Consider the following 19751-nt stretch of genomic DNA (forward strand, 5'->3'; position numbering starts at 1 on the left):
TATGAACCGTGGATTGCCTGTACTGATATTGATCGTAACCATCGGGTTGGTAGCAGTTGCAACGCTCTGGCCCGGATCGATCGGCGCCACCACTGGCATTGCCGCCGGTTCCGCGCTGGCAAAACGCGCAACCACAACCCCAGAATTGGCGCTCTCCTCTTTTCTACACGCTGTGCAAAGACGTGACTGGGCCTCGGCTTTTAACCAGTTAGCCAATCCTAACGAATCGCAACGGCCTGAGTTTGTACAGGAGCTGGCCGGCAGCGATGGAAGCTTGCGTACCTACTCCACGCTAGAGGGCTGGGACTTTCATCCGCTGCACCAAACCGATGACTCAGCAAAATTCCGGGCGTCGTTGCGATGGTCCACCGCCGTCGGCCCGGTCTTTGATGAGAGAGATTTCGATCTTCAGCGACAAGGCGATGCATGGAGAGTAGTCTGGTCGCCTCCCAACCAGCCAAAGACTCCGGCCCAGGTTTTACCTGTGAACTTTCTTCGTTGGGACGTGATTGCTGGTTCCGGCCAGGACTGGGGATCGCAGAACCTGGACGCTCCTCGCGTCACGATTCTCTCCATGAATGCGGTCCAATACCTTGACAAGACGGTAGTGATGGGAGAAGTGGTGAATCAGGATACGATCCCCGCATTCGTAAATGTCAATGCCACTCTGGTCGATGGGAACGGTAACTCTATAGACGAAGAGAGCAGCTTCGACAAGATCGTTCACATTCTTCTTCCCAAACAGGTGGCTCCGTATCGCATCGACTTTCCCAACATCGTTCTGCAGCGGGTAAAGAACGTTCGCATGGATGTGAAGGCCACGGTGGTTCCGGCCGCGGCTGATCCCGTGATCAGCGTAATGGATCAAAAGCTGACCAAGTCACCCCAAGGTGGAGCGGTGCTGGAGGGTCAATTACTGAATCAGAGCGGCCAGACAGTCAACATCCCGCACATCATTGCCAGCTTTTATGACAAGGACAGCAAGGTGATTTGGGTCTCGGATGGTTACGTGGATCAGGCGTTGCTCCCACAGGTCCCGGAGAAGTTCGCGGTCGAGGTGCCCGAGTCGATTGTCGCGAAGGTGCAGAACTACCATGCGGTGGTCAACCAGTACAGTTTTGACCGGCCTTAATATGCGCTTCACTATTTGCTGGCTGCTGCTTGCGGTTACCGGTCCAAGTTGCCTGGCTCAAGTAGAGAGCCTCGGCCCGCCAAACGGCGCCGTGGCTGGACGTGGCTTTTCGTTCTCCGCCCGAGGCAAAGGCGAAGCAACTCTCTATCTGGCCGGCCCTGCCAGTTCTGTCAAACGCTCGGTAAGACTTGAAGGTGAGATACCCATCGCCCCAGAGGAGGCTCGCGCAGCTGGAAGATACACTGCTGTTTTATGTTCGGGGACATGCATTAGCACTGAGTTGTATGTTGGTCCTGCAGATGTGGATAGCCTGGCTTTGCTGGCTCATCCCTCGCGCGTACCAGTTTCGCAGGGTGACGCGATTAGCGGCGTGGCCTTGCTGTTCGATCGATTTCACAACTTGGTTGTGATACCGCAAGCAGTTCAATTCACTCTAGCGATGCCCGGCTTCCGGGCCCAGTCTCAGACAGTTTCCACGCGGGACGGGATAGCGTGGGTCCGCGTAGCTTCCGGCAAGGAGTCCGGACGAACGGAGCTCACTGCTTCTGTAGCCGGCATTTCTACGCGCAGAGTGGTACAGCAGGTTGCCTCCGAGCCCTGTCACCTCAGGATCACCACGCAGCCTACGACCCAAGGCATTCTCGTGCAGACGGATCCCGTGCGCGATTGCGCTGGGAATCCAGTGCCCGACGGAACTACTGTCAGCTTCACGCGCGTAAGTGAAAACGGAAGATCAACTGTGGATGCACCCGTGAAGCAAGGGATTGCGCGAGCCTATCTCGGGCCTGACGGCCCGGGGGTAATCTCTGTGGCTTCCGGTGTGACTATGGGAAACGAGATACATCTGGGCAGGTGAACGTGAGACCCGAATCAAATCCATTTTTCCGGCAAATCAATCCTACGACACTCGTATGCCTGGTCTGGTTTTTCTTGGCTACCGGAGCTGCGATTGCTGGTGAACCGCCGAAGATCGAACTCATCGGCAGCCGGATTGGGCCGCGCACCTTGGAACCAATCACGGCGAAAAACATTGTCCGTGACTATGGCCGTGCGTGGGAGGTTTTATCCACAGCCTACGATCAAAATTCCGCGCTGCCGCTAGCCTCCTATTTTGCGGGCGCCGCCCAGCAAAACCTCACCGACGCCATTAATAGCGGTAACAAAAGCGGCCTTCATAGGCGTTATCGAGACATTAGCCACCGCTTGCAGCCTCTGTTCTATTCGCCGGAAGGGGACCTTCTGGAATTCCGCGACACCGCCCAGTTGCACTTGCAGATTCTGGATGGAGACAAAGTAATCCATGAGGAGGAGACTCAACTTCAGTATGTGGTGTTGATGACACCTGCTGCGGACAAATGGGTCGTGCGCCTCCTGGAGACTGTTCCTCAATCCCGATCGATAGCTGATCAAAATAAATGACGGATTATCGATCCCCCATCATGGCCCTGTCTTCCGCCGTCCTCGGTGACCGCGCGTGCCGGCAGATCTGGCTGCGACTGGCCACGGGTCTCGTGACGGCGGTTGTCCTTCTTTGTGCTGGTTGTCAGAAGAGAGATCCAAGAGCAGTAATTCGGAATGTGCAAGGTCCGCCTCCCGCTCCCGCGGTCCTGGCCGTTTATATGCCTTGGTTCGGGGATCATGGCCATATGAATGTGGGATATTCCAGCCAGGACCCCGTCACGCTTCGGCGGCAAATAGAAAAAGCTGAGAGCATGGGCATCTCCGGCTTCGTCGTGAACTGGTATGGCGATCGGCAACCCTACCTTGATCGTAGTTATGCTCTCTTGCAGCAGTTGGCAACCGAAACACCGTTCAAGGTCGCTCTTATGTATGACGAGTCGGACGGAGACCAGGCCCAAGCCACCGATGATGCAATCGCAGCGTTCGACAAAGCCTACAAATCCTATGTCGGTCCCGATGCTGCAGCCCGTACCGCCTATCTGACTTATCAGGGACGACCAGTAATCTTTGTTTTCCCAAAGGGCGGCCACACTGATTGGAATCGGATACGCCAACACGCAAATAGCTGGGCCGTGCCCCCGTTATTGCTGTACAAGGATGAGCCTCCTGCAAACGAGAGTAGCGCCTTCGATGGCGAATATGCCTGGGTTCATCCCAGTGGTAGCCAGTGGTCCCCCGACGGCAGCGACTGGGGCGCAGACTACCTCGAGGCGTTTTACAAGCGAATGCTCAACCGTCACCCCGATAAGATCGCGGTCGGCGCAGCTTGGCCGGGCTTTGATGATCGCAGCGCCCCCTGGAGCCTCAACCGCTACATCGACCCGCGCTGCGGACGCACCTTCGAAGATTCCTTTCGCCTCTTTCGCCGCTATTACGACCGTTCCCATCCTTTGCCATTCTTACTGATCGCGACCTGGAACGACTATGAGGAGGGTACGGCTATCGAGCGTGGCATTGCGACTTGCACCTCCGGTCCACGTAATTCCTCTGCCTGGAGGGCTAATCCCTAGCGCGCCCCACACAACTCCTCGAAATGTCGTGCCATCTCACCCCAATCGCACAATGATGGCTTCCCGCAAACACGAATCCAGTACTCTGTTCGCCACACTCAGGAGATTATTAGGGAATGAAGCCTCCCGCCTGAATCTTGAGTCTTCGGAATTCGACAGCACCTTGCAATCGATCGCTCGGCTGAACCCCGACGAATTGAGCGAGTTGCTGGAGCTGGCCGATCAACACCACGTGTGGGTACGTGTAATGGCGCTCCTGCAGCATGCCGCTGGCTTGGCCGGGAATGATCCGTTGCTCAGGTGGACCGAGAATGAGTTGTGGCGCGAGCGTGCCAGAGCCGAAAAAGACGTTCAACTTCTGAAAGCGATCTGTGATTTGCTCGAGCAGGCCGGTTGGCCAGCTACAATCATCAAGTCTCTCGATCACTGGCCGGATCTCGGCAGCGACTTTGATCTCTTTACACGTAGCCACCCGGAAGTAGTAGTGAGCGTTCTCACAAAACAATTTCATGCTCGCGTGGAGTCCCGAAGTTGGGGTGATCGGCTGGCGAACAAGTGGAACTTTCGGGTGCCTGGCCTTTCTCGCTTGATCGAAATACACGTCAAGGTGTTGGGGCAAACTGGCGAGCAAGAAGCTCTGGGCTGCCGTTTAGAAAATCGGCGACTGTTCAAGTCGGTGGCTCGCTACTGCTTTTCTGTGCCAGCTCCAGAAGAGCAAATAGTCATTGCCACATTGCAACGCATGTACCGTCATTTTTATATTCGACTCTGTGACATCTTAGATGTTGCACATCTTCTCGAAAACAATGCCATAGATTTTCGCGAGCTGAAAACTACTGCGGATTTGGGCGGTGTTTGGCCAGGCGTCGCAACGTTCCTCGTCATCGTCGCTGAGTACGCTAATGAATATGGGTTCGGTGCATTCGAGTTACCACATCAGGTCCGCTCTTCAGCCAGGTTTGACAGTAGCATGACCTACATTGCCCGACAGTATGTGAGAGTCCCAATTCTGCCGCAGGCGGCCGGACTCTATCTTTCACAACTCCTCTCCTCTGGCTCCAAGGTTAAATTGAGCACCACATTGCGGCTCAGTTTGCTTCCCCCTCTCGCAGCAGCGGCTTTCCTTGGTACAAAGATCACCGGAAGTGACAAGGGAATTTGGTAGCTGCACGCAATTAGAGAAGCTGCTGCAATATAGAAGTCCTTGGTATGGTGGAAGACTGCCTCAAGCGTTTACAGAGTTCACCGTATGGAGCCCTTGGGGTGAAAAATGTAATTAGAAAGAGGAGAAAAAATGTAAGGAGAGAGGCTCCAGTCAAAATCCGGATGTTACCGGTACGGCAATCGCTTGAGTTTTTGGAGTGATCGTCGCAGTACTGCCCGAATACCTAGATGAGAATTGCCCAGGTTGCACCGTTGTACGAGAGCGTACCGCCAAAACTGTATGGAGGAACTGAGCGGGTTGTTTCCTACCTAACAGAGGAATTGATCCGGCAAGGTCACGATGTCACGCTGTTTGCCAGCGGAGACTCAGTTACCTCAGCAAAATTAGTTCCTGCGTGCCAGCAATCGCTGCGGCTCGATCGAAAATCCGTTGACCAACTGGCGCATCACATTCTCATGATGGAGCTCGTGCTGCGTGAAGTAGACAACTTCGACATCATTCATTACCACATCGATTACTTACATTTTCCGCTCAGCCGGCGAGAAAAAGTCCCACACGTCACAACGCTTCATGGTCGATTGGATCTGCCAGATCTGGTTCCGCTGTATGAAGATTTTCGCGAGATGCCAGTGGTCTCGATTTCCAATGCTCAGCGCGAGCCACTCCCCTGGATCAACTGGCAGGGCACAGTCCAGCACGGTCTGCCAGAGCAGGAGTACACTTTTCGGCCCCGCTCCGGAAAATACCTTGCATTCCTGGGGCGAATTTGCGGGGAGAAAGGTGCGGCCCGAGCCATTGAGATTTCTGTGCGTACCGGTATGCCACTGAAGATAGCCGCTAAGGTGGACCGCGTCGATCAGGAATATTTCGATTGCGTCATACGACCTCTGCTCAATAATCGTGATGTCGAATTTGTCGGCGAAATCTGCCAAAGCGAAAAGAATGAATTTCTTGGCAATGCTGCCGCCCTTCTGTTTCCCATCGATTGGCCCGAACCATTTGGGTTAGTTATGATCGAAGCTATGGCTTGCGGCACTCCGGTAATCGCATTTCCGCTCGGCTCCGTCCCGGAGATTATTGAGGATGGCGTCAACGGCCTGCTGGTGACGGATATTGCGGGTGCTGTTCGCGCAATTCAAGAAATCGGCGACGTCGACCGCGGTAAGTGCCGCCAGCAATTCGAGAAAAGGTTTACAGTGCGCCGCATGACACGGGACTACGTGGCGATCTATGAGCAGCTCGTGCGGAAGGCGCCCGAGACTCTTCTTCTCTCCGACGGAGCGCCTGTTGGCTGAAATCAGCGTCAAGCAGCAATACTACATTGCGACTAAGTCCTCGCCGGTCGAGGATCGGACTAGGGTCCTCAAGTACGGCACGATGTTTGCGGTTATGGACCGCTATGGAGACATCGAACCGTTTGGACTGGGGGAACAGGGCTACTTTTATGAGGGCACGCGCTTTCTGTCCGAACTGATCTTTCTCATTTCCAATAGCCGCCCTCTTCTACTGAGTTCCTTGGTGACAGAAGACAACTTTACCTTCAACGCCGACATGACCAACGTCGACATCTCTGAAGGGGATCGGGTAACCGTTCCGCGCGGCACCGTCCACATCGCCCGCAGCAAGTTCTTGTGGCGGGGTGTATGTTACGAACAGTTCAAGATCTCCAACTATGGCCTGGCAAGCGTTTCATTGCCTGTCCGCCTAGAATTCAACACTGATTTCGCCGATATTTTCGAGGTGAGAGGTGTACATCGCGGCAAACGGGGTCAGCGGCTGCAGGATCAGGTCGAGAGAAACACTGTTACCCTCTCTTATCAGGGACTGGATGGTGTCCTTCGACACATGCGAATTCGTTGCGATCCGCTGCCCACCCGGATCTGGTCTTCGGGATTTCAGTTTGACCTGTCCTTGCCTCCGCGACGGGAGATAGAGTTCCACGTTAGCTTTTCCTGTTTAGCCGCAGGGGCTGAGGTTGGCTCCTATGCAGGCGCGGCTACCAGTGCCGCAAGCGAACTGCAATCGGGGACGGTCCGCGATACTCAGATCTACTCCTCCCAGGGACAATTCAATGACTGGATTCAGCGGTCGCTCGCCGACGTGCACATGATGACTGTTGGCAATCCGGAGGTGAACTATCCCTATGCAGGTGTGCCCTGGTTCAGCACAGTATTCGGACGTGACGGAATCATCACCGCGCTGGAGTGCCTGTGGGCATATCCCTGGATTGCCAAGGGTGTACTGCAATACCTGGCGTCCACACAAGCCCGGGAAACGGTTCCGGAGAGAGATGCTGAGCCGGGCAAGATTCTGCATGAGAATCGGCATGGCGAAATGGCCGCCCTCGGAGAAGTTCCCTTCGCCTGCTACTACGGGAGTGTTGATGCAACTCCGCTCTTCGTGATGTTGGCAGCGGCCTATTATCAGCGCACTGCTGACCGGGAGTTCTTGCAACAACTATGGCCTCACATCGAGCTGGCCCTGCACTGGATCGACAAGTATGGGGACCAGGACGGTGACGGCTTTGTGGAATATTCGCGGAAAACCAAGCGAGGGCTGGAACAGCAAGGCTGGAAGGACTCTAATGATTCTGTTTTTCACGCCGACGGCAAGATAGCCGACCCTCCCATTGCCTTGGTTGAAGTTCAAGGATACGTTTATGCCGCCAAGTCCTGGGCCGCCGAACTCGCTGCCGCCATGGGCTACGAAGATCGAGCGGCTTCGTTGCTCTTTCAGGCAAACGCTCTTCGCGAAAAGTTTCAGGAAGCTTTCTGGTGTCCGGAAATAGCCACTTACGCACTCGCCTTAGATGGCAATAAGCAGCCCTGTCGCGTGCGCACATCTAATGCGGGTCATTGCCTTTACGCGGGGATTGCCGATCACGAGAGTGCGCGATTGGTTGCCCGCTCGTTGTTAGGGCCCGACTTCTTCACCGGCTGGGGAATTCGCACCGTAGCTTATGGCGAAGCCCGTTACAACCCCATCTCGTATCACAATGGCTCGATATGGCCTCATGACAATGCGCTGATTGCCGGCGGGCTGGCTCGTTATGGCTTTAAGGATCTCGCAGGACAGATTCTTACGGCCATGCTCGATGCGAGCAATTGGATGGAGGCACATCGATTGCCGGAATTGTTTTGCGGTCTGGAGCGCCGGGCTGGCCAGGGCCCGACTCTCTACCCCGTCGCCTGTTCACCCCAGGCCTGGGCAGCCGCATGCGTTTACCTTCTCCTTGGAGCATGCCTGGGAGTGACAGTAAGCGGCACGAGCAGGCAGGTATTACTGCACAATCCTTATCTGCCCGAAGCAATATCCTCCCTGCGAATCAGGAATTTGAACATCGGCTCGGGCTCTGTGGATCTCTTCGTGGAGCGGCGTGACAGCACTGTTCAGGTGCAAGTCTTGAACCGGCAGGGAGATATTAAGGTAGCTATCCTTTGAGCCTAGTAGGACAAGCCTTTCTCCCACTCTGAAGACACAAGACGCCTAATTCGGCCGTTACACGATCTATCTCAAAACTTAGGGGAAATCACGGATGGTGTGCTCGGAAGCTCACTCTTACATTGGCCTTAACGACCTTCGGAGGTTTGTATGCGTAAAGTCGTATTCCTTGCGTGGGCGATGTTGCTCGGTGTGGCAATGGCGGTTGGCCAGACCACCCGCACTGGCTCCACCAGCAGCCAAAGCGCATCCCCCTGTAAAAGTACGGGGACAAGCAGTAGCCAGAATACTCTTCGTGGCTGTCTCACGGGGAGCAACGGCAACTTCACCCTTACCGATCAGAGCGGCGCAACCTTTGCCCTGACCGGCAGCACCGATAAGCTCCAGAGCCATGTCGGACAGCAGGTAGAAGTCACGGGCCAAAACATGGCTAGCAGCAGCGGCTATGGAAGCCCGAGTTCCGGCCGCAGCGATTCGTCCGGCTACAGTCCGAGTGGAATGCCACCGTCCGGCAACAGTCCGAGCGGAAACAATCCCAGCAGTTCGCCCTCCAACAGTTCCCAAAGTTCGGCACAAAGCTCGAGTAGTTCCGGTCAGGGATCTTTCCAAGTAAATGACGTAACCGCGATCTCAGATCACTGCAATTCGGGAGCTGAACCCTCTTCTTCCACTCACAACCCCTCAGGGCCGGAAATGGCTGGTCTCCAGACTGGGTCAGCTAGCGGCTCCAGCGCAACCGGTTCGACCGGAATGCAATCGGGGAGCGGGAGCATGAATAGCGGTGCCCAGACACCCGGCAGCCAAACGCCCGGGACAACCAGTCCGAGCACAAGTACCACGAACCCGGGAACGACCTCGACCACTCCTAACAGCAGCACAACGCCTGAAACCGGTACGACTCCTGGAACTCCACCCTATTCAGGAACCACAAGCACTACGCCCGATACCACTAATCCGAGCACTACGACTCCGGGCGCCAGCACTACGCCGGGCAGCAGCACTAGGGCCCCTGGTACGACGCCTGGCACTAGCACTACTTCCCCGAGTGGCACCAACACGACTCCGGGCAGCAGTACAACGACGCCAAGTGGCACAACGACTCCACAGGGCAGCACCACCACCGCTCCTCCGAGCTCTAGCACGACTACGGGAGGAACGCCGCCCCGTCAGTAAGAAGATCATCCTCGGGAAGCACCCCTGCGCGCCTCTTCGTCATTCACACCTCTTCGTCTTTCACACCTTCCAGTTGTTGAGGAATCGCGCCCGCGGACCTTCTTCTTCCTTGGCACGGCGTAAAGGACCTTTTCAACCGATCTACAGCCTCCAGCTTATGGCTTCACAGCGCCGTCACATCGAAGATCAGCACTACGTTGCTTGAAACGGGAAGGAAACATGAAACCAACACGCAAATTGCTTATTCTGGGCTTAGTCATGGCCTTCACTCTGACGATCAGTGCTAAAGCCCAGGATCAAGAACACAGCAAGGCTAAGGATAAGGCTGAAGACCAATCCGAGGAAGTGAAGCGAGTCCACGCTGCTGCGAACGTCATGGATGAAATCATGTCCGCGCCAGACAAGGGCATTCCCGACGATCTACTGAAGTCCGCGAAATGCGTCGCCGTCGTGCCTTCCATGATCAAAGGGGGATTTATTGTCGGCGGTCGTTACGGTAAAGGCGTTGCCACCTGCCGTACCGCGAACGGCTGGAGCGCTCCTGCACCACTAGAGATCGCCGGTGGTAGCTGGGGACTACAAATCGGCGGCGAAGCTGTTGATTTAGTCATGCTGGTCATGAATGACAGGGGCATGCAGCACCTGCTATCCAGCAAATTCAAGTTGGGTGCCGATGCCTCCGCCGCTGCAGGTCCCGTGGGCCGCCATACCGAAGCCACAACGGACTGGAAAATGAAAGCTGAAGTCCTGACCTATTCTCGCGCTCGCGGCGTTTTCGCTGGCCTGGAACTAAACGGCGCAGTCATCAAACAGGATCAGGATGATACCCGTCTTCTGTTTGGCAAGATGGAGCCCTTCGATGCCATTTTTAAAGGCAATGTTCCCACTCCTCCCGAAGCCCGAACCTTCGTCGCGACGGTTTCGAAATACGCTGGAGAGGCTCGAACCCAAGCTAGCCGCTAACTCAAACGGTGGGGCATGCCGCACGGATCTTCATTCCGTAAGGCTGTCCCACTTCTCCCCTTCTCCCAGCCTATACGAGAAGCAGACCCAAGCCGCCCGGGTGCTTTGCAGTCCTAGACTGAGGGGCTCCTCTGTAAGTTACTGGGATAACCGTAGTTCTCCCAATCACATCCAAGCCGCGTTATGTCAGAGCCGAAGAGCACGGCGATGATTACGTCTTCTGAGCCACCGCGGTTTCCGGAGATGCAGGAGGCACTCTTTCGCGAAGTGCTCTGTGTGCTCCATCGACAGCGTGTGCCCTTCGCGATTTCCGGAGCATTCGCGCTGCATCAGTGCACAGGCATTTGGAGACAGACTAAGGATCTCGATCTGTTTTTGAAGGCTGAAGACGCGGCTCGGGCCCTCTCTGCGCTGCGTGGGGATGGGTTTGAATGCGAAGTCCCCGATCCGGTCTGGCTGGCAAAAGCCCATCGTGGCGACTTTTTCGTCGACTTGATTACCGGCATGAGCAATGCCGTGATTACAGTTGACGACTCCTGGATCGAACGCGCGATTCCTGCAGCGATCCTGGGTTTGCGAACGCGTGTTTTGGCCCCTGAAGAGTTGCTGGCTTCCAAGCTTTTCGTGACAAGGCGCGATCGTTTCGATGGCGCCGATATCGCTCATATTATCTTCCGCACGGGCGGCAACTTGGATTGGGATCGCCTGCTGCAGTTGGTCGGTGAGCACTGGGAGGTTGTACTGTGGGCTCTGCTGCTGTTCGCCTATGTTTACCCTGCCCACGCCGCTTTCGTTCCCCGCAGGTTGTGGCGCGATCTGCTGACACGCTTCCAGAAAGGGATCGAGAATCCGGACCCAAATACGCCGTTTCGCGGCAGCCTGATAGACGAAAACATGTTTGCCATCGATGTAACTGAATGGGGCATGGCAGATCTCCTCACACAATTACGTGCCCGGCGTGAACCAAAAATCCATGATTGCCAGCCGCAATCCGATGCGTTCGATCGGGAGGCGTCGCCATGAGAATTGCAGCCACTGCGGATTTGCATTTCACGCCGGAGCGTGCCATCCCTCTGCGGGAAGAGTTGGGGCGGGTGAGAGATGAAGCCGACATACTGGTCCTGGCTGGTGATCTCACCAACTTCGGCCAGCCTCAAGAAATGGAAGGCCTGCTCAACGTGCTGGTTCGCGTCAGAATACCAATCGTTGCCGTCCTCGGAAATCATGACTACGAGAGCGGAAAAGAAGGAGAACTGAGGGCGATGCTCGCCTCAGCCAGCATCAAGGTGCTGGACGGCACTGGCTATGAACGTGATGGCGTCGGCTTCGCCGGCACAAAAGGATTTGTGGGCGGCTTCGGCCGAGGAGCGTTGACCTCCTTTGGCGAGCCGGAGATCAAGGCCTTCGTTCGCGCCGCCATCGAGGAAGCGGTCAAACTCGAGCGCGCTCTGTCCCAGCTGCGAACACCAAAGCGGGTGGTAGTCCTTCACTATTCCCCAATTGTCAGTACGGTAGTGGGAGAGGCGCAGGAGATCTTTCCCTACCTGGGCACTTCTCGCCTGGCGGAAGTAGTGGATCGGCAAGGCGCTGACCTGGTCGTGCATGGCCATGCGCATCATGGCTCGTTGGAGGGAAAGACCACTGCCGGAATTCCAGTCCATAACGTCGCGATAACGCTGCTGCAGCGCCAGGCGACTCCAAGTCCTTACCGCTTGTTCGATGTCTGACCTGTATCCCCCGTCACTGTTGACCTGCGAGTCCCTGAATCGGCAGGACTTCGGCTATTTTCCTGGACCTCCCTGAGGCCCCTTTTTTCATCAAAGATCCGAGGAGAAAGCTATGGCAAACCTGCGCGAAGCCGGCAGCAGCACCGGTGGCCAGCAAATTCTGATCTTGCTGCTACTGACTCTTCTTAGTTCAGTGTCCTTGATTGCACAGACCGGAAATGGCAGCCCGAGCTATCCCGCACCCGCTCAAGCCGCGCCTCAGGCTGTTTCCCAGCAGCCACCTGGAACGACTCCGTCGGTCGCATCTCCAGGCTCCATGCAATCAGGAACCGCCCAACCTGCGACCTCCCAGCCGGGGACTGGAACGACGACCAACCCAGCACCAGTTCCGGCCCAATCAATCGGCGGCAGCCCTCAATCGCCGGCCAATGCTGGACAGCCTTCTCCCGCCCCGTCCCAACCTCAAGACACCCCTGGTATGACTCCAGAGGTTCCGCAAACCCCAGACACGACCGGTGAAGGAACGCAATATGTCTTTAGGAAACAGGTGGAGGAAGTCGTTCTGCACGCTACCGTGTCCGACGAGCAGCGCAGGCTGATTACCGACCTCGAGCGTGGCGCTTTCACTGTTTACGAAGACGGAAAGCCTCAGACCATCACGTCATTCCGCCGCGAAGAAGTTCCCATCGCATTGGGAATCGTGATCGACAACTCCGGGTCAATGCGGGACAAGCGGCCCCGGGTTAATCGTGCAGCCATCGATCTGGTTCGTGCGATCAACCCGAAAGATCAGGTATTTGTTGTCAATTTTGGACGCGAAGCCTATCTGGATCAGGACTTCACCTCCAATGTTGGGGAACTCCAGAGGGCATTGGATCAGGTCCAGTCGCGTGGCGGTACAGCACTGTACGACGCCATGCGCTTATCCGCGGATCATGTGAAAGAAGCTCAGATCAATAAACGCGTTCTGTTTGTGGTTACTGACGGAGAAGACAACGTAAGCCGCGAGACTCTGAAGGATGTTCTGGCGGAGCTGCAACAGGAGAATGGCCCCACGGTTTATGCCATCGGTCTGTTTGGCGGGCAAACCGACAAACCCACCGATAAGCAATTGCGGGCGCGGCGCGATCTGCAAGCAGTAGCTGACGCAAGTGGGGGCTTGGCTTTCTTTCCGCAGGATGTGAGCGAAATCGACAATATAGGCCGTATCGTGGCTCATGACATCCGCAACCAGTACGTCATCGGCTATCGACCCTCTCGTCCTATGGAACTCGGCGGATACCGATCAATTCGCGTCGAGGCTCGCAATGCCGGGTCGAAGCGATTGCTCGTGCGCACACGAACCGGGTACTATGCGGGACGCGAGCAGGCAAACGCATCCTCTCAGTGAAACCCTACCCTCTGTGCGGCTTGTGTAGGATTGATGCAAAGAGAAACCGGCTACTCTAGGGTTTGAGAGCAGCCGGTTATTCGGAGCGCAGCAAACTTTCTCTCTAGCCCCCGATCAGAAAGAGACTGCAGACGGCCAGAGCTATATGAGGATTAAACGCTCGTGCCGCGCCGAGACAATCCCATAATCAAGGTGATCAGAAAGACCACCAGGAACAGGTAAAACAGAATCTTAGCGATTCCAGCCGCCGCAACTGCTACGCCGCCGAACCCAAACACTGCAGCGATAATCGCGATGACCAAAAACACTAAAGCCCAATACAGCATAGTGCCTCCTGCGGCGCCCCACTTCCGGGGGCATCACATCCAGTCACGTCTACGCTAACCGTGCCTGCCGCAAGTCGCTATCCGGGATAACCTGTAAATCGGCGAGGAATGCTGGTAGAGCTATCTAATCTGCGGAAGGCATCAAGTCGAATGGAACTAAAGAACTATGGGTTTCTGACAGATTACTGGATTCTGAGAGATTACTTTATTCCAGACTACAAATCGGGGCGAGGGACCCGACTTATTTCACAGCCTCCAAGCTGTCGAGCGTCAAATCCACGACCACGTTCTTAGTCGAGCATGCAAAAAGGGACGAATAGTGAAAAATCCTTTCTCCTACGCTGTAATCGATGCGGTCTTCAGACATGTTCCGAAATATGTCCATGCCGGTGGCTATTCCTGCCCAAAAGATAATCTCCTCCAGACTCATCGGATTCTCGGAATTACGCGGTAGCTTGCAGAGCCGGTCGGTGATCGCTTTCGCCTCTTCCGCTGTGAGCTCTTCCAGGTGCTCAGCAAAGGAAATCACATCCACTATGCGTGAGAACGTCTGTACTGTAGGAAAATCCTTCTTTTTTCGGCGGATGTCCATCTCTCACCAATCTGATTTCTATGGTTTGGTTTCTAGTTCCAGATGCTCCACAGCCAGACTCTAGGCCGCAGGCGCGGCGCGGTAAATCCTGTGCACTGCGTAATTAGCAACAGAATTTGCTGTACACACGCAGGTTACAAAGTGCTCCCGTCCGCTGTAATATTCAGTTCCCAATCTCGCTGATGTCATAGGACAGAAAATGGCACGTGTGGTCCAACTCAGAATTCAGGTAGAAAACAAACCTGGCATGCTCGCGACGATTTGTTCGGAACTGGCCAAGCGGGCTGTCAACATCACAGCAGTTATGGCCTCTCAGGAAAGCCAGGGTGGCATTCGTCTGCTGGCCACTCCGCTGGCTGTTGCTCGAAGGGTCCTTGAAGAAATCCGGATTCCTTTCGAGGAAGAGGACGCGATTGCGGTGCGGGTTACCGACCGTCCGGGAGCTCTCGGACGTATTATGAGAAAGCTTGCCGAAGCGGGAGTGAACGTGGAGTACGCCTACGGCTCGATCGTGAAGGGTAGCGAGCGTGCGCTCATCGTAGTGGGAGTGCACGACATAGCCAAGGCAGAGAAGCTAATTTGAAAACAGCGATCAGCTCGCCAGGCTTTGGTGCCTGACTCGGCCTCGGGAAGTCTTTTCTGAATACCTAGCCGGAGGCTTGTTCTGCCTATCATTCGCGATATGCCTCGTCCAGCAGTTCGATTACGTGTGCGACCCGCTGCTTCGTTCCTCGTAATTTCACTCCTAATCCCAATTGCAGCATGCAGCCCACGTTCGCGGTCGCGATGATTTCAGCATCAGTCCCGCAGATATCATCCATCTTGGCCTCAAGGATCTTCATCGACAATTCATTTTCGACCACGTTGTAGGTTCCTGCGCTGCCACAACAGTAATCGGAATGTGGCATCTCGACCAGCTCTGCTCCTATCGCCTGCAACAACTGGCGCGGAGCCGAGCGAATCCTCTGTGCGTGCGCGAGATGGCAAGGATCCTGATAGGTTATTTTCTTCCCGGCGCGCTTCTTTACAGGACGGACCCCCAGCTCTACCAGGAACTCCGAGATATCTTTCACTCTCGCCGCAAATTCAGCCGCTTTCACGACATACTCTGTATCCTGCTCGAGCAGCTCACGATATTCCTTGAGAGCAGCTCCGCATCCCGCCGCATTGCTCACGATGGCATCGACGGATTCGCCGAGCATCGCGTCGATATTCCTCCGTGCCAATGCGCGAGCTTGCTCGCGGTAGCCGGCGTGCGCGTGAAGCGCACCGCAACATCCCTGGCCCTCGCTCACGACCACGGTAACGCCGTTTTCCACCAGCACACGCACCGCAGCACGATTCAACTCGGAAAAAGCCACGCTCGCAATGCAGCCCGCCAGCAGAGCAACTTTAGCTTTCTGTTCTCCTCGGGCGGGAAATGTCATGCCCAGCTCATCGAGAAAAAATTCTCGGTCGATTGTCGGCGCCAACGATTCCAGGCTTGCCAGCCCCAAAATGTGCAGCAGTCCGCTGACGCGCACCAGCCGCTGTAATCCCGATACCTGATACAACCGCAATGCCTTCGCCCAACGCCTCATCACATCGTACCGGGTCAGCATCACCCTATAGACATAGTCACGAATCGTTCGCCGCATCCAGGATCTGGGGTAATTCTCTTCAATCTCTGCACGCGCACGCTCCACGATGCGTCCGTAGTGCACGCCGGAGGGGCACGCTGTCTGGCAGGCCAGGCAACCCAGGCAACGATCGATATGCTGAACGAACGAATTTCCGATCGCTAACTCCCCGGCATCAACCTGTAGTACCTGGTAGATGCGACCCCGTGGGGAATCCGCTTCCAATCCGAGAATCCGATAGGTCGGGCATTGTTGCAGGCAAAGGCCGCAATGAATACAGGTGGAATAGAGCTCCCATGTAGGTCGATCCCCGGTAGTGAAATTAGAGGGACGGATAACCTGCGGTTCTTGGACTTGCTTCGCCGCTTCTTGAGGCACTGGGCTCAGAATAGAAATCTCCCACGATTCAGAATGCCGTTCGGATCTAACGCATTCTTCACTATCCGCATTGCAGCAATATCCGTAGGACTTGTTCCCCAGACATCCAGCTTGGACTTGAAATTGGTCGGACAGTGCAACACGAACGCCGACGCATCCCTCGGCAGTTGATCGCGGAAATCGGTAATTGCGTTCGCGAACGAACTACAATCGGCCGCAGACGGAGATAAAAATGCTACTAGCATCGAGCCCACTCCCACTCGTCCAATCACAGCTACGACGAGTCCATTTTTCTCCGCGGCTCTCTGCGCTGCGACAAGCATCTCTCCGATCGAATGGGTTGTGAGGCTCACGTTCAGCACGACGCTCACACCATCCTGGCGGGCGACTGAGGTTGGAAATTCGGCAACCGCCCGCCACGTTCGCGCTTCCTCCGCTCCCTCCAACTCCCGGGCAATTCTCGATCCCAACTCATTGCGATATCGCGCGTGCACCCGCTCGCTTCCTCCCGCGCGCACCAACACGCTCCAGCGACCACTCACGGCATTTTCGCCTAAATGAACCTGCGCTTTCGGCGACACAAGCTCCAGGCATAGCGGTGAAAGGGGCGACTGCAGCACGGCCTCGCGAAAAGCTATCGCCCCCTCGTGATTGTCGAAAACACCTACAAATGTTCGGGTCAGGGCTGGAGCAGGAAAAACTTTGAAGCTGGCTGAAACGATCACACCTAGAGTGCCAAAGCTGCCGATCATCAGCTTCATCAGGTCAAAGCCCGCGACATTCTTAACTACACGCCCGCCACCCTTCGCGATTTTTCCATCTCCCGTTACGAATTTCACTCCAATGCAGAAGTCTCGGATGGCACCATAACTTTGCCTTTCAGCGCTATGCGCTGCGGTCGCCATTGTTCCGCCGATCGTTGCTATGTCGGCCCGCGCGATGTCCAGCGGAAATAGCTGTCTGTGATCCGCTGCTAGGCTTCGCAGAGAGCTCACTGTCGTGCCTGCGCCGACTCCGATCGTCAGGTCTCCCGGATCGTAGTGCCCGATATCATCCAGCCGTGAAGTTCTGAGCATGATGTCGATCTTCTGTGGCGGCCGCCCAATACCTTGCTGTGTACCACCACCAGCCGGTACCACGACAAGGCCTTCGCGATTCGCCAATCGCAGAACCTCAGCGACCTCCTCCGCTGACCCCGGCGAAACTGCGATCCCTGGCGGCGCATTGTCCACGGAAAGCTTTTCCAGTTCAGCCGGGTCCTGGCAGACAAATGTTTCTCCTGCTATCCCTGCCAGCTCATGGGCAATCCTGGAAGTCAAGGCTGCTGTTGTCATTACACCATCTCTGGCAGAGGCCGTCTCGACACGATTCCTTCTCTGCAGCTTCGCGGCGTGGGAAATACTTTCTGCGGATTTAGCACCCCCTTTGGGTTAAACGCATCATGCAGCCGCCTCATTATCTCCAGGTCCTGATCCGAGAACAGCATCGACATGAGCTCGTTCTTTTCCATGCCTACACCATGCTCGCCAGTAATTGACCCTCCCATTTCCACGCAGCGCTTCAGAATGTCTGCGCCGGCGGCGTGTGTTTTCGCGATTTGCACCGGATCGCGAATATCAAACAGGATTGCCGGATGGAGATTGCCGTCGCCGGCGTGAAAAATATTCCCAATCCGCAACCCATATTTCTCGGATACGCCTGCGATAAACTCGAGCACCTCTGGAATTTTGGTACGGGGCACTACACCATCCTGCGTGTAGTAGGAAGGACTGATCCGTCCGATGGCGGCAAAGGCATTCTTCCGCCCCATCCACAAGAGCTGGCGTTGCTGTTCGCTCTTCGCACGCCGAACTTCACGCGCGTGATTGCGATCGCAGACCGTCTTCACCGCCTCAGCCTGCTCTTCCACTTCCTCGCGCAGCCCCTCCAGCTCAATCAGCAGCACTGCGCCCGAATCCAGCGGGTATCCCGCGTGGGTGGCTTCTTCGACGGTTCGAAGCGTCCAGCCATCCAGCATCTCCAGCGCCGACGGCGTGATTCCTTCTGCGGTCAACGACGTCACCGTCCGGGCCGCATCATCAATCGTGTTGAAAATCGCGAGTAGCGTGGCAACAGACTCGGCGATAGGCGATAGCTTCACCGTAATGCGGGTGACAATACCGAGCGTCCCCTCTGAGCCCACAAAAAAACCGGTGAGGTCATAACCCAGACTATCCGCCGCTTTGCCTCCCAATTCGACAACCCTGCCGTCGGCCAGGACCACCTCCAGGCCAGTGACATGATTCACCGTTACGCCATACAACAGAGTGTGCGGCCCCCCGGAATTCTCTGCAACATTGCCCCCGATCGTGGATGCCTTCTGGCTCGAGGGATCGGGAGCGAAGTACAAGCCGTGCTTCGCCGTTGCTTGTGATAGCTCCAGGTTCACTACGCCTGGTTCTACGACCGCGCGCCGGTTTGATGCATCGATCTCCAGGATCCTAGTCATCCGCGAGAAGACCATCACGATGCCGCCCTGCCGTGGAACGGAACCGCCGCTCAGGCCTGTCCCCGCTCCCCGGGGAACGATGGCCACCCCGACCTCACTGGCTAAACGTGCAATCCGCGAGACCTCCGGTGTGCTCCGCGGGAGTACCACCAGTTCCGCCCGACCCTTAGCCAGGCCGGCGTCATATTCATAGAGGGACACGTCCTCACGGCGGTCGAGCACGCCATCGGGACCGACGATCTGTTTCAATTTTCTTGCCAGTTTGGAGAGCTGCATGGGGTTGGCCGACTACTCCACCCTAAATCTAGCACCGCCTTCGGCGTACAGAAAGAAAGGAGATCAGTAAATTCCTAGCGGGTTTCCTTCCGGATTGGGCTCGTGGGGTTGGGCCCAACGTATACCTCGGTGCAACTGTATTGCGGAAACACCATACATTCCGTCATCGTCTGCGGCCGTTTCTGCGACCCTGGTCCGGATCCGACAGACTCTGTAATTGGGAGTTCCGGCGTCTGGCTTCTTCCCTCTTCGCCCAAGTAAATTTCAGTACAGCTGTACTGGGGAAATGGCGTGCAAACGATTTCGTTGTTCGACTGCTCCGATGTAGGATTTTTCTGCGGCGATGTCGCTCCACTAGTGTCCGCTTGACCTACGGCTGCGGGTCTTGTCGGTCCTACATACACCTCCACGCAGCTGTAGTTGGGAAAGGAGGTGCACAGGGTCTCGGTCTGAGAGCGTTGCTGCTGTTTTCCGGAACCGCTCTGGGAAAGAGCTTGCCTTCCGCCTGCGACGCCCGTACCGACGATCAGCAAAGCACCCAAAGCCCATACTCGAACTTCCGTAATCACAGGCGCCCCCCAGCAAAGCAGCCCAATCCTGGCCAGCACAC

Annotated in this window: 18 protein-coding genes; 12 read left to right on the plus strand and 6 right to left on the minus strand. The window is 56.0% G+C overall.

Translation table 11 applies throughout. The annotated features are described in order from the left end of the window. The first annotated feature begins 1 nt into the window (after position 1). From VEG30_08145 to VEG30_08175, 7 genes are all read left to right on the plus strand, one after another. The gene (locus VEG30_08145) at positions 2 to 1132 is read left to right on the plus strand and encodes a hypothetical protein (GenBank protein ID HXZ79884.1); all 1131 of its coding nucleotides are present in this window, start codon (positions 2 to 4) and stop codon (positions 1130 to 1132) included. Positions 1133 to 1412: 280 nt separating this feature from the next. Further along, positions 1413 to 1988: a hypothetical protein gene (locus VEG30_08150; GenBank protein ID HXZ79885.1), complete on the plus strand. Its 576-nt coding sequence runs from the start codon at positions 1413 to 1415 to the stop codon at positions 1986 to 1988. Between the two features lie 74 nt (positions 1989 to 2062). Beyond that, positions 2063 to 2551, plus strand: coding sequence for a hypothetical protein (locus VEG30_08155; protein ID HXZ79886.1), 489 nt, complete (start codon positions 2063 to 2065; stop codon positions 2549 to 2551). 227 nt (positions 2552 to 2778) lie between these two features. Further along, positions 2779 to 3603, plus strand: coding sequence for an endo-1,3-alpha-glucanase family glycosylhydrolase (locus VEG30_08160; protein HXZ79887.1), 825 nt, complete (start codon positions 2779 to 2781; stop codon positions 3601 to 3603). A 52-nt stretch (positions 3604 to 3655) separates the two neighbouring features. Continuing rightward, a complete protein-coding gene (locus VEG30_08165; GenBank protein ID HXZ79888.1) occupies positions 3656 to 4768 on the plus strand; it encodes a hypothetical protein in 1113 nt (370 codons plus the stop codon). Positions 4769 to 4995: 227 nt separating this feature from the next. After that, positions 4996 to 6063: a glycosyltransferase family 4 protein gene (locus VEG30_08170; protein ID HXZ79889.1), complete on the plus strand. Its 1068-nt coding sequence runs from the start codon at positions 4996 to 4998 to the stop codon at positions 6061 to 6063. Then, positions 6056 to 8209: an amylo-alpha-1,6-glucosidase gene (locus VEG30_08175; GenBank protein ID HXZ79890.1), complete on the plus strand. Its 2154-nt coding sequence runs from the start codon at positions 6056 to 6058 to the stop codon at positions 8207 to 8209. The genes VEG30_08170 and VEG30_08175 overlap by 8 nt, the downstream gene beginning before the upstream one ends. Positions 8210 to 9123: 914 nt before the next feature. On the opposite strand, the gene VEG30_08180 is transcribed toward VEG30_08175, so the two are convergent. Continuing rightward, positions 9124 to 9303, minus strand: a complete 180-nt coding sequence (locus VEG30_08180; GenBank protein ID HXZ79891.1) for a hypothetical protein — start codon at positions 9301 to 9303, stop codon at positions 9124 to 9126. A gap of 298 nt (positions 9304 to 9601) precedes the next feature. Between VEG30_08180 and VEG30_08185 the strand changes: the two genes are divergently transcribed. From VEG30_08185 to VEG30_08200, 4 genes are all read left to right on the plus strand, one after another. Then, positions 9602 to 10345 (plus strand): lipid-binding SYLF domain-containing protein, encoded by a 744-nt coding sequence (locus VEG30_08185; GenBank protein HXZ79892.1) that lies wholly within the window; start codon positions 9602 to 9604, stop codon positions 10343 to 10345. 207 nt (positions 10346 to 10552) lie between these two features. Continuing rightward, complete coding sequence (locus VEG30_08190) at positions 10553 to 11368, plus strand: nucleotidyltransferase (GenBank protein ID HXZ79893.1); 816 nt, start codon at positions 10553 to 10555, stop codon at positions 11366 to 11368. Further along, positions 11365 to 12072 (plus strand): metallophosphoesterase, encoded by a 708-nt coding sequence (locus VEG30_08195; GenBank protein ID HXZ79894.1) that lies wholly within the window; start codon positions 11365 to 11367, stop codon positions 12070 to 12072. Before VEG30_08190 ends, VEG30_08195 begins: the two co-directional genes overlap by 4 nt. 112 nt (positions 12073 to 12184) lie before the next feature. Further along, entirely contained in the window at positions 12185 to 13462 is a 1278-nt protein-coding gene (locus tag VEG30_08200) for a VWA domain-containing protein (GenBank protein HXZ79895.1), read from the plus strand. Positions 13463 to 13614: 152 nt separating this feature from the next. Here the strand turns inward: VEG30_08200 and VEG30_08205 are convergent, their stop codons facing one another. Both VEG30_08205 and VEG30_08210 read right to left on the minus strand, forming a co-directional pair. Next, positions 13615 to 13788: a DUF1328 domain-containing protein gene (locus tag VEG30_08205; GenBank protein HXZ79896.1), complete on the minus strand. Its 174-nt coding sequence runs from the start codon at positions 13786 to 13788 to the stop codon at positions 13615 to 13617. Positions 13789 to 14029: 241 nt separating this feature from the next. Beyond that, entirely contained in the window at positions 14030 to 14380 is a 351-nt protein-coding gene (locus VEG30_08210; protein HXZ79897.1) for a hypothetical protein, read from the minus strand. Positions 14381 to 14579: 199 nt separating this feature from the next. Between VEG30_08210 and VEG30_08215 the strand changes: the two genes are divergently transcribed. Then, positions 14580 to 14963 (plus strand): ACT domain-containing protein, encoded by a 384-nt coding sequence (locus VEG30_08215; protein ID HXZ79898.1) that lies wholly within the window; start codon positions 14580 to 14582, stop codon positions 14961 to 14963. A gap of 88 nt (positions 14964 to 15051) precedes the next feature. On the opposite strand, the gene VEG30_08220 is transcribed toward VEG30_08215, so the two are convergent. Genes VEG30_08220 through VEG30_08230 form a run of 3 tightly spaced genes read right to left on the minus strand, consistent with a single transcriptional unit; the run spans position 15052 to position 19141 of the window. After that, positions 15052 to 16377, minus strand: a complete 1326-nt coding sequence (locus VEG30_08220; GenBank protein HXZ79899.1) for a heterodisulfide reductase-related iron-sulfur binding cluster — start codon at positions 16375 to 16377, stop codon at positions 15052 to 15054. A 5-nt stretch (positions 16378 to 16382) separates the two neighbouring features. Next, positions 16383 to 17711, minus strand: coding sequence for an FAD-binding oxidoreductase (locus tag VEG30_08225; GenBank protein ID HXZ79900.1), 1329 nt, complete (start codon positions 17709 to 17711; stop codon positions 16383 to 16385). Then, a complete protein-coding gene (locus VEG30_08230) occupies positions 17711 to 19141 on the minus strand; it encodes an FAD-linked oxidase C-terminal domain-containing protein (GenBank protein HXZ79901.1) in 1431 nt (476 codons plus the stop codon). Before VEG30_08230 ends, VEG30_08225 begins: the two co-directional genes overlap by 1 nt. Positions 19142 to 19751: the final 610 nt, after the last annotated feature.

The sequence above is a fragment of the Terriglobales bacterium genome (assembly GCA_035624455.1).
Taxonomy (GTDB): Bacteria; Acidobacteriota; Terriglobia; order Terriglobales; family Acidobacteriaceae; genus DASPRM01.

Coding starts and splice junctions, on each gene's coding strand:
- VEG30_08200 (HXZ79895.1), top strand. CDS start 12,185: ATGGCAAACCTGCGCGAAGCCGGCAGCAGCACCGGTGGCCAGCAAATT.
- VEG30_08160 (HXZ79887.1), top strand. CDS start 2,779: ATGAATGTGGGATATTCCAGCCAGGACCCCGTCACGCTTCGGCGGCAA.
- VEG30_08195 (HXZ79894.1), top strand. CDS start 11,365: ATGAGAATTGCAGCCACTGCGGATTTGCATTTCACGCCGGAGCGTGCC.
- VEG30_08185 (HXZ79892.1), top strand. CDS start 9,602: ATGAAACCAACACGCAAATTGCTTATTCTGGGCTTAGTCATGGCCTTC.
- VEG30_08210 (HXZ79897.1), bottom strand. CDS start 14,380: ATGGACATCCGCCGAAAAAAGAAGGATTTTCCTACAGTACAGACGTTC.
- VEG30_08165 (HXZ79888.1), top strand. CDS start 3,656: ATGATGGCTTCCCGCAAACACGAATCCAGTACTCTGTTCGCCACACTC.
- VEG30_08225 (HXZ79900.1), bottom strand. CDS start 17,711: ATGACAACAGCAGCCTTGACTTCCAGGATTGCCCATGAGCTGGCAGGG.
- VEG30_08190 (HXZ79893.1), top strand. CDS start 10,553: ATGATTACGTCTTCTGAGCCACCGCGGTTTCCGGAGATGCAGGAGGCA.
- VEG30_08170 (HXZ79889.1), top strand. CDS start 4,996: ATGAGAATTGCCCAGGTTGCACCGTTGTACGAGAGCGTACCGCCAAAA.
- VEG30_08145 (HXZ79884.1), top strand. CDS start 2: ATGAACCGTGGATTGCCTGTACTGATATTGATCGTAACCATCGGGTTG.
- VEG30_08205 (HXZ79896.1), bottom strand. CDS start 13,788: ATGCTGTATTGGGCTTTAGTGTTTTTGGTCATCGCGATTATCGCTGCA.
- VEG30_08215 (HXZ79898.1), top strand. CDS start 14,580: ATGGCACGTGTGGTCCAACTCAGAATTCAGGTAGAAAACAAACCTGGC.
- VEG30_08230 (HXZ79901.1), bottom strand. CDS start 19,141: ATGCAGCTCTCCAAACTGGCAAGAAAATTGAAACAGATCGTCGGTCCC.